General features: G+C 63.3%; 10 protein-coding genes and 1 riboswitch. Of the genes, 8 read left to right on the forward strand and 2 right to left on the reverse strand.

Annotated elements, in window-relative coordinates; translation table 11 throughout:
* The coding region (locus H7225_RS05855; protein WP_290659850.1) for a TOBE domain-containing protein at positions 1–677 on the reverse strand (677 nt) is incomplete at its 3' end.
* Between the two features lie 80 nt (positions 678–757).
* Between H7225_RS05855 and modA the strand changes: the two genes are divergently transcribed.
* The 7 genes from modA (at position 758) to H7225_RS05890 (ending at position 5,984) form a co-directional block, all read left to right on the forward strand.
* Positions 758–1,513, forward strand: coding sequence for a molybdate ABC transporter substrate-binding protein (gene modA, locus H7225_RS05860; protein ID WP_290659851.1), 756 nt, complete (start codon positions 758–760; stop codon positions 1,511–1,513).
* 6 nt (positions 1,514–1,519) lie between these two features.
* Positions 1,520–2,188 (forward strand): molybdate ABC transporter permease subunit, encoded by a 669-nt coding sequence (gene modB / locus H7225_RS05865; RefSeq protein ID WP_290659852.1) that lies wholly within the window; start codon positions 1,520–1,522, stop codon positions 2,186–2,188.
* The gene (locus tag H7225_RS05870; RefSeq protein WP_290659853.1) at positions 2,185–2,868 is read left to right on the forward strand and encodes an ATP-binding cassette domain-containing protein; all 684 of its coding nucleotides are present in this window, start codon (positions 2,185–2,187) and stop codon (positions 2,866–2,868) included. The genes modB and H7225_RS05870 overlap by 4 nt, the downstream gene beginning before the upstream one ends.
* A gap of 113 nt (positions 2,869–2,981) precedes the next feature.
* A complete protein-coding gene (locus H7225_RS05875) occupies positions 2,982–3,260 on the forward strand; it encodes a hypothetical protein (RefSeq protein ID WP_290659854.1) in 279 nt (92 codons plus the stop codon).
* Positions 3,221–3,565: a PEP-CTERM sorting domain-containing protein gene (locus H7225_RS05880; protein WP_290659855.1), complete on the forward strand. Its 345-nt coding sequence runs from the start codon at positions 3,221–3,223 to the stop codon at positions 3,563–3,565. The genes H7225_RS05875 and H7225_RS05880 overlap by 40 nt, the downstream gene beginning before the upstream one ends.
* 42 nt (positions 3,566–3,607) lie before the next feature.
* Positions 3,608–3,694: riboswitch (cyclic di-GMP riboswitch) on the forward strand.
* Between the two features lie 95 nt (positions 3,695–3,789).
* Positions 3,790–4,683, forward strand: a complete 894-nt coding sequence (locus H7225_RS05885; RefSeq protein ID WP_290659856.1) for a hypothetical protein — start codon at positions 3,790–3,792, stop codon at positions 4,681–4,683.
* 59 nt (positions 4,684–4,742) lie between these two features.
* Positions 4,743–5,984 carry a secretin N-terminal domain-containing protein gene (locus H7225_RS05890; protein ID WP_290659857.1) on the forward strand — a complete coding sequence of 414 codons (1,242 nt, stop codon included), beginning with the start codon at positions 4,743–4,745 and terminating at the stop codon, positions 5,982–5,984.
* Positions 5,985–6,058: 74 nt separating this feature from the next.
* On the opposite strand, the gene H7225_RS05895 is transcribed toward H7225_RS05890, so the two are convergent.
* Entirely contained in the window at positions 6,059–6,679 is a 621-nt protein-coding gene (locus H7225_RS05895; protein ID WP_290659858.1) for a class I SAM-dependent methyltransferase, read from the reverse strand.
* Positions 6,680–6,761: 82 nt separating this feature from the next.
* Here H7225_RS05895 and H7225_RS05900 point away from each other — a divergent pair, with 82 nt between their 5' ends.
* Complete coding sequence (locus H7225_RS05900) at positions 6,762–7,133, forward strand: cobalt-zinc-cadmium resistance protein (RefSeq protein WP_290659859.1); 372 nt, start codon at positions 6,762–6,764, stop codon at positions 7,131–7,133.
* Positions 7,134–7,338: the final 205 nt, after the last annotated feature.

Consider the following 7,338-nt stretch of genomic DNA (forward strand, 5'->3'; position numbering starts at 1 on the left):
CCGGTGTGGATGGCCGACACCTGGCCTTGAAGGCTGTTGCGCACCGACAGGCGCATGGGCGAATCGGGCAAAGCCAGGAACACCGAGGGCGCCTTGATCAGCGCCACCGCCTGACGCCCCTTGATCACGCCCAGTTCCTTCAGGGAGGTCATCGTCAATGAGGCGAACAAGGTGTCGCCTTGGCCCTTCTGGGCGCTCGGCAATGCCAACTCGACCAGGGCATTCACCTCGCCTTTGCTCACCCGCTTGACGGTGCCGCCCAACTGGTTGCGCGCGCTGGTGCGCAGGCCCAGTGTGGACAAGGTTTTGAGCACATCCTGAGGATGCGACAAGGACTGGCTCAACTGGCCCAATACCTCGGCATGTTTTTGTTCAAGGTGACGAAATGCCACCACCAGCTCCAGCGCGCAGGGCGTCAAGGTGGCACCACCACCACCGGTGCCACCGGTCACGCGCTCGACCAAAGCATGCCCGGCCACGTTGTTCATGTCTTGAACCCGGTCCCAGGCGGTTTTGTAGCTGATGCCCACCGCCTTGGCCGCGTGCGTCACCGAGCCGGTGGCATGGATGGCTTCCAGCAGCGCGATGCGGTCGGCCCCGCCCAGCACATGGGCGCCTTGCTTCAGCGACAGGCTGCCCGTCAAAGCAAGGATGGGTTGGAGGGGCTTGCGTGGCATGCGGGCTTCACCGGGCTGATCGTTGTATAGTCGTTTATACATCGATCGCGTTAGCGCGTTAACGTTTTACCAAGTCTGCCATGAACCACCGAAACCGCTTTGTTGCCCTCACGCTGATGGCGGTGTTCTCTGTGGCCGCCCACGCCCAAGAGATCACCGTTTCTGCTGCCGCCAGCCTGCAAAACGCCATGCGCGACATCGGGGCCGCCTACCAAGGCGCGCATCCGGGCAGCAAGGTCAACTTCAACTTCGCGGCCTCCGGGCCACTGCTGGCGCAGATCGCCCAAGGTGCGCCGGTGGACGTGTTCGCCAGCGCTGATGTCGAAACCATGGACAAGGCCCAGGCCCAAGGCCTGATCAAGGTGGACACGCGCGTGAACTTTGCGGCCAACGAACTGGTGCTGGTGTCGCCCCTGTCGCGACCCGCCAGCCTCAAGGCCCTGGGCGATCTGAAGCGCCCAGCCATGGCGCACATTGCCGTGGGCAACCCTGCCACCGTGCCTGCGGGCCGCTATGCCCAGGCGGTGCTTGAACAAGCAGGCCTGTGGGCCGTGTTGATGCCCAAGTTTGTGTTTGCCGAGAACGTGCGCCAGGCCCTGAACTATGTCAGCCGGGCTGAGGCCGAAGCGGGCTTCGTCTACCGCACCGACGCCCTGATCGACAAAGACAAGGTGCGCATCGACCTGACCGTGCCCACGTCCAGGCCGGTGTTGTATCCCCTGGCGCTGGTGGCCGCCAGCAAGAACACGGTCGCGGCCGCCGACTTCGTGAAGTTCGTGACCGGCTCCAGCGGGCAGGCCGTGCTGGCCAAATACGGCTTCAAATCGGCACCCTGATCGGTGGTGCATTTGGACCTGAACGCCCTCTGGCTCACCCTCAAGGTGGCCGCCTGGGCCACGGCAGCGGCCGGGGTGCTTGGTGTGGCTTTCGCATGGGCGGTTGCGCGCGGTCGCTGGCCGGGCAAGCGCCTGCTAGAGGCCGTGTTGACCTTGCCCATGGTGTTGCCCCCCACGGTGCTGGGCTACTACCTGATCGTGGTGCTGGGCCGCAACGCACCGGCGGGCCGATGGCTGTCCACGCACTTCGACATCACCCTGATGTTTACCTGGCAGGGCGCGGTGATTGCCGCGTCGGTCGTGGCGTTTCCCTTGGTGTTCACCTCGTCGCGCGCGGCCTTTGAAGGCGTCAATGTCAACCTTGAAAAAGCGGCCCGCGTGCTGGGTGCCGGCGAGCTCAAAATCTTCCTGCACATCAGCTTGCCGCTGGCCATGCGCGGCATCGCGGCGGGCACCATGCTGGCCTTCGCCCGAGCCATGGGTGAGTTCGGTGCCACCTTGATGATCGCGGGCAACATCCCCGGCAAAACGCAGACCTTGTCCATGGCCATTTACGACGCCGTGCAATCGGGCAATGACGCTTTGGCCAACACCCTGGTGATCGTGATCTCGGTGCTGTGCATCGTCATCCTGGTGGTGTCCGGCCGCCTGCTCAACCCCAGGCCCGAGCGATGAAAATCGATGTGGACATCGGCGTGTCGGTCGGCGAGCGTGGTCGCGTTTTCCACCTGCAATCCCGGTTTGAGTCGTCCAACGACCGCCTGGTGCTGTTCGGCCCCTCGGGCGTGGGCAAGACCTTGACCATCCAGGCCATCGCTGGCTTGCTGCGCCCAGACCATGGCCACATTCGCCTGGGTGAGCGCGTGCTGTTCAGCCACGAGCAGGGGATCAACGTGCGTGCAAGAGATCGCCGCGTGGGCTATGTCTTTCAAGACTACGCGCTGTTCCCGCACCTGAGCGTGGCGCGCAACATTGCCTTTGGTTTGCTGCCGACTTTGCCCTGGCGCCTGAGCCCCGTCACCCGTCGCCAAGTGGGTGACATCATGCAGGCCTTGGACATCGGTGGTTTGCAAGATCGTTTGCCCGCCACCTTGTCGGGTGGCCAACGCCAGCGTGTGGCCTTGGCCCGTGCCCTGATCCGCCAACCTGATTTGCTGCTGCTGGACGAGCCTTTCTCGGCACTGGACACGGTGCTCCGCGGCCGAGTGCGCACCGAGCTGGACGAGATACGGCGCCGCTTTGGCGTGCCGATGATCCTGATCTCGCACGATCCGGACGATGTGCGCCAGTTTGCCGACACGCTGGTGGAGTTCGAGGCTGGGCGCGTGGTTCAGGTGACGCACGCGCAGACCTGAGCGTTTGCCGGTAGTCCCGGGGAGCGGCTCCACCGCGTGTGGTTCAACGCCCCCTTGGCTTCGGCCATGATGCGCTGCGTGGGGCTCATCATGTAGTTGTCAAAAAGAGGTCCATGAAGCGCACGTTCGGCACGGTGCTGCAAATGCCGCAGGCCTCGCCCAGGTGCAAGCACCCCCGTGTCGAGACCGATGCCGTCATCCTCGATCTGCACCAGAACCGAATCGGCCAGAGGCACCTGCAGTGCCAGGTGGCCAACACGGCGAAGAGCCTCATGCGCGTGGCCGGCGTGTTGGCCGCGCTGAAGAACAGCCAGGGCATCCAGCGCGGCATCACTGTCGACAGCGAAGGGGCTTGCGCCAGCCGCCAGCAGACGTACGACTGTGCGATGTAGTCAAGGCAGGGGAGGGCGCACCAGACCGTGGCTGTGCGCGTGGAAACGTCGCCGTCGGCGGCGCCAACGCCCAGGGCTATGCCAACTTCGGCGCCCTGGGCGCCCTGGTCAATGCCACAGCCAATAACAGCGCGGCCAGTACCTCGGCGGCGCTGGCGATCCCGGTGCCCGAGCCGAGCGCGCCCGCACTGATTCTGGGTGGGCTGGGCCTGGCGCTCACGGTGCTGAGCCGCCGCCAGGGGACAGGCCAAGTACCGTTCAGCACCGCCAAATGTCCGCTGATCCGAGGCCATCGCAATGTGTGACATATGCGCTAACAAATGCAAGCAGATGTCACTATTCTGAATTTGCACAGTTGGCAAACCCGTCGAAAGGCGGGGACGCAAAGCCTCCGGTCTTACTGCCGCAATGCAGAAGATAGCGGGGCTGCCCTAAGCAGGATAGGCCTGTCCTGCATCGCGCGTCCCATGGTTTCCGCTTGCACCTTTGTTCAATCTGAAGTCACTGACTTCTTTCTGAAGGACGCAAGATGAACGCCCATTTTCTGATGATCTCCGTGCTGGCCACCACGCCAGCGTTCGCCGCCAATTTTGGCACCACCTCCACCACTGAGCCGCCCAAGACCACCACGGTCAAGCCCCCCACCAGCTTGTCGCCGGTCTTCGCGGGGCCTCAGGTCACCGGCATGTTCCGCATCGTCAAGCCCGATGGCGCCACGGTGATCCAGCAAAGCGCCATCAGCGTGGGGGGCAGCTCGATCAACGTCATCAACGTGGATGCCTCCAGCGCCTTCCTGGCCAGCAACGGCAAGTGCGTCTTCAACGTCAAGTACGACGAAGTGTCGGCCACGGCGGCCACCAACACCACGAACCGCTTGTTCAGCAATGACACGCTGATTGCGCAGAACACCAAGATCGACCTGGTGGCCAGCGCCCTCAAGACGATCTGGACGCAGCCCTACCTGGTGCCCGGCCAGAACAACATCAAGCTGGTCATCAATGCCGAATCGAGCACGCCCAGCGTGGGCTGGGTGAGGGTCAACGTGACGGGCACCTGCGGCGGCGCCACGGCTGGCACCACCACGCCGACCAAGGCGACCACCCTCGAAGTCAAGCCGCCGGTCACGCCCCCAGCCTCCCCGGTGGTCAGGTTCGTGCCGGGCTCGGCCGAGTGGAACAACCTCAACATCGCTTTTGGCTACAGCAACTTCGGGGTGGCGCAGTTGCAGGGCAAACCTTTTGAGCGCTACACCGAACTGCTCAAGCTGAACGCCGACATCACCGTGGTCGTCAATGCCAAAGTGTTGGAGCAGTCGACCTACAACAGCCTGATGGTGCGCTGGAACAGCTTCGTCAATGACTCGGCCTTCAAGGCTGCGATGGTGGCGGCTACGGCTGCTAAAACCAGCACCGACAAAAAGTAATTCTGTCGCCAAATGGGGCTGCCTCTTGCAGGCAGCCCCGCACCCTTCGAAGGCCCGCCATGCTGCATCCGATCTTGACCGCCACCCAACTCGCCGCGCTGCTGTTGGCGTTGAGTATGGGCGCGGCACACGCTGCTGAAACACCGATGCCGGCCATGGCCAAGCAGCGGCCCGATCTGACCCAGATGTTCCAGCCCATCCCGCTGAGCACGCCCGAGGCCCCACCCACGCGCGCCTACGAGCCGCTCAGCACGGCCAGCATCAGCGCAGGCGCCACCAGCATCGCCCAGGTGCTGGGCAGCACCGTCAACGGCACCTTGGTCAAGGCCTACACCGTGACGCACATGCGCGCCACCGATGTGCAAGCCCTGTTGGCCGATCCGAACTCACCGTTGCTGCCTCGCGAGTTGTCCACCGTGGTGGTGGATTCGCGCAGCAACACCCTGCTGGTCAAGGGCACCGAGGCGGAGCACCAGTTGATCGAGAACCTGATGCGGCGCATCGACTTGCCGGTCAAGCAGATCCTGGTCGAGGTGAAGATCGTCAGCGCCGACGAGTACTTCGGCAAAAGCCTGGGCGCCAAGTTCGGCGTCACCAGCTCGCACATGCTGGGCGCGGCCACCCCACGCCAGCAGGGGGTGCAGCTCGGCGGCACGATCGGCGACTTGAACCAGATCGCCAACAACGGCACCTCGGCGTTCCCAAATGGCGTGACGCTGCCGGCCACCAATGGGCTGACCTCGGCGGTCGTGAGCACCTTCGCCTTTGGCTTTTACAAGCTGCCGGCGGGCATCAACATCGGCCTGGAAATCTCGGCGCTGGAAGAGGCTGGCCACACCAAGGTGCTGAGCAATCCCAAGCTGGTGTTGAGCAATCTGCGCCCTGGCCTGATCTCATCGGGGCAGCGCATTCCCTATTCCAAGCCTTCGCTGGTGCAGGGGGTCAACACGACGGAGTTCATTGACGTCAAGGTCAGCGTATCGGTCACCGCCCTGGTGGCGCCCGATGGTTCGATCTCAATGGACTTGAGCATGACCGACGACAGTGTGGGCGGCAACTCCACCGTGGGCCCCACCATCAACACCAATCAGGCCACGTCGAACGTGACCTTGCAGAGCGGCGAGACCCTGATGCTTGGCGGCTTTCAGAGCAGCAGCCACGTCGAGGAAAATAACAAGACCCCGCTGCTGGGCGACCTGCCGGTGCTGGGCTACTTGTTCAAGAACCAGTCCAAGAACACCGTCAAGCGTGAACTGCTGTTCATCATCACGCCCACCATCATTGAGACGGAGCGGATGTAGCCGCCCGGCAATCACAGCGTCATCCCTGCGCAGACGCAACCGCACCTTCTGCGCCTACGTTTGATTTGTCGCCTTCAAGTAAGCTGCTTTCGGCACATGCAGTAGATGAACTGCTGATCGGTGCCAAACGGCGTGTGGTGCAACTGTTCTTCATGCGCCAGCAGGGTGAAGGCCTCGCCAAACTCGGCGTGCAATTCGTCCGTGGCGTAGCGCATGACTGGCAAGCCGCTGCACTGCGTGGGGCCGTTGCTGCCGAAGGTGGCCATGACCACGTGGCCGCCTGGCTTGAGTGCCCGCAAGGCCTGCGCGACGTAAGCCGCACGATCCTCCTCGGACGTCAAAAAATGGAAAACGGCGCGGTCATGCCACAGGTCGATGCTTTGAGGTTTGAGCCTCGCGCGGGTGATGTCCGCCTCCAGCCACTTCACGCATGCCCCCCGAGCACCCAGGCGACGACGGCTTTCCGCCAAGGCCGCGCCCGACAGGTCCAGCACGGTCAGGTGGGTGTGGCCTTCGTCCAGCAGGTCATCGACCAGCGTGGAGGCGCCACCACCCACGTCGATGATGGCGCCGTCGCGTGCCAGGCCCGCTGCGCGAATCAGGCGCATCGACGTGTCGGCATGCGGCTCGAACCAGTTCACGTTGTCTGGTGCCTTGGTGGAATACACCTTATCCCAGTGATCCTTGTTGTGCATGATTTCCGCTCTCGTGGATGTACTGTGCAAGGTTACCGCTGTTCAGCTGGGCATCAACCCGTCGGCCGATATACTGACGACCATGCGCCGCCTGATTGCCATTTTCCTGCTGGTACTGCTGCCTCTCCAGGCCGCCTGGGCGGCCATGGAGCCGTATTGCCTGCATGAAAGCAGCCAGGGCAACACACATCACCTGGGTCACCACGAGCACCAGCACCACGCTGATGCCGACAGTGGTGATCACCCGCGTGGCGACGCTCAAAATGACAGCCCGGCCTCGGCCATGCTTGACCACGATCATCATTGCTGTTCGTCGGTGTCTTTGCCGCCTGCCGCTGTGCCATTGCCTGGGCTGCCCATGCATCAGGCTGAGCTGGTGGCCTCGCCGCTGGCGGGCTACACCTCCTTCGATGCGACCCGCATTGAACGCCCCAATTGGACCGCCTTGCCCTGAGTCGGCGAGACAGGTCCTGCATGAACACACCTTGATGTGATCTTGCCCATGTGAGGCGGGTTTTTGCCTGTTCGCCGAATGTCCCCCTGCTGATGTGCGGAGAATTCGATGCGACGGTTTTATCTTTCCTGGGTGGCACGCGCGGCCCTGTGCGTTCCCTTCTTTGTCCAGACGGCTTGGGCTCAAAGCCTGGGCCTCGACTCAG

Origin of the sequence: Aquabacterium sp., assembly GCF_014378415.1 — a bacterium.
GTDB lineage: Bacteria > Pseudomonadota > Gammaproteobacteria > Burkholderiales > Burkholderiaceae_C > Aquabacterium.

Bases quoted from the DNA above. Each gene is read 5' to 3' on its own strand.
- H7225_RS05900 (WP_290659859.1), top strand. From the start codon at position 6,762: ATGCGCCGCCTGATTGCCATTTTCCTGCTGGTACTGCTGCCTCTCCAG.
- H7225_RS05895 (WP_290659858.1), bottom strand. From the start codon at position 6,679: ATGCACAACAAGGATCACTGGGATAAGGTGTATTCCACCAAGGCACCA.
- H7225_RS05885 (WP_290659856.1), top strand. From the start codon at position 3,790: ATGAACGCCCATTTTCTGATGATCTCCGTGCTGGCCACCACGCCAGCG.
- H7225_RS05870 (WP_290659853.1), top strand. From the start codon at position 2,185: ATGAAAATCGATGTGGACATCGGCGTGTCGGTCGGCGAGCGTGGTCGC.
- modA (WP_290659851.1), top strand. From the start codon at position 758: ATGAACCACCGAAACCGCTTTGTTGCCCTCACGCTGATGGCGGTGTTC.
- H7225_RS05875 (WP_290659854.1), top strand. From the start codon at position 2,982: ATGAAGCGCACGTTCGGCACGGTGCTGCAAATGCCGCAGGCCTCGCCC.
- H7225_RS05890 (WP_290659857.1), top strand. From the start codon at position 4,743: ATGCTGCATCCGATCTTGACCGCCACCCAACTCGCCGCGCTGCTGTTG.